The sequence below is a fragment of the Brunnivagina elsteri CCALA 953 genome, from assembly GCF_002289455.1.
Taxonomy (GTDB): Bacteria; Cyanobacteriota; Cyanobacteriia; order Cyanobacteriales; family Nostocaceae; genus Brunnivagina; species Brunnivagina elsteri.
The window spans coordinates 1-1,518 of sequence record NZ_NTFS01000723.1; the positions used below are offsets into that span (position 1 = coordinate 1).

Consider the following 1,518-nt stretch of genomic DNA (forward strand, 5'->3'; position numbering starts at 1 on the left):
CGCAATTAAACCCGATTACGAAAATGCTTGGTACAACCGGGGTTATGCACTGGGGAATTTAGGAAGAAACGAAGAAGCGATCGCATCCTACGATAAAGCGATCGCAATTAAACCCGATTACGAAAATGCTTGGTACAACCGGGGTTATGCACTGGGGAATTTAGGAAGAAACGAAGAAGTGATCGCATCCTACGATAAAGCGATCGCAATTAAACCCGATTACGAAAATGCTTGGTACAACCGGGGTAATGCACTGGGGAATTTAGGAAGAAACGAAGAAGCGATTCAATCGTACGATAATGCGATCGCAATTAAACCCGATTACGAAAATGCTTGGTACAACCGGGGTAATGCACTGGGGAATTTAGGAAGAAACGAAGAAGCGATTCAATCGTACGATAATGCGATCGCAATTAAACCCGATTACGAAAATGCTTGGTACAACCGGGGTAATGCACTGGGGAATTTAGGAAGAAACGAAGAAGCGATTCAATCGTACGATAATGCGATCGCAATTAAACCCGATCACGAATTTGCTTGGAACAACCGGGGTAATGCACTGCGGAATTTAGGAAGAAACGAAGAAGCGATTCAATCCTACGATAATGCGATTGCAATTAAACCCGATGACGAATATGCTTGGAGCAACCGGGGTTCTTCATTAGATGTCTTAAAACGCTATGACGAAGCTTTGGAATCTGTCAACAAAGCAATAGAAATTGACCCTGATTTTCAATCAGCTTGGGTTGGTAAAAGCTGGACACTTATTCATTTAGAAAAATATGCAGAAGCATTAATATGCTGTGATAAAGCGATTACACTTGATGATAAAGTGCATAACTCTTTCGCTAATCGTGCGATTTCTCTCGCAGGTTTAAATCGTTGGCAAGAAAGCTTTACTTCATTTGAAGATGCACTCAAAAAAATCGATGAAGGTAAACAAGCATCTCCAGAAGATACAACATTAATTATTCGTATTCTATTTACCAACACAACACAACAAAACATCTGGAAAAACCACATCCAGAACCTAATTCAACTATTCCACCAATACAAATCCCTCACCTCCTTATCTCAAGGACTAGTACGAAATATCCCCACATTAATGTCAGAAATGGTGAGCGATAAAGCCGTACAAACTTGGTTAGAACTGTGGCAAGAATTAGCAAGTGATTACCAAGAATTTAAAATTGCGCTGCAACTTCTCAATACTGCGGTTCGCTATCGCCAAAACAAAGGAGATAGACGAATTTTATTAGAATTACCTGTTGAGGAACGTACATTATTAGAAGATATACTTAGGAATGTGGATTAAATAAAGTACAAATTTAATATGGAACCTCTCCCCTTTTATTCCCCTCTCCGTTTACCTACGTTGTACACAGAAGTCTGATTTTCCTTCCTATCCCAGAAATTACCCCCCTTAATCCCCCCTTGCAAAGGGGGGAAACTAGAAATATTGTTCCCTCCCCTACCCTACGGGAACGTGAAGCACGTAATGTAAGGGGAGGGTTAGGG

At 40.8% G+C, this 1,518-nt stretch carries 1 protein-coding gene; it reads left to right on the forward strand.

Features of this window, described 5'->3' with window-relative positions:
- Positions 1 to 1,315: tetratricopeptide repeat protein (locus CK510_RS30235; protein ID WP_143289523.1), on the forward strand; the 1,315-nt coding region annotated here is incomplete at its 5' end.
- Positions 1,316 to 1,518 lie beyond the last annotated feature (203 nt).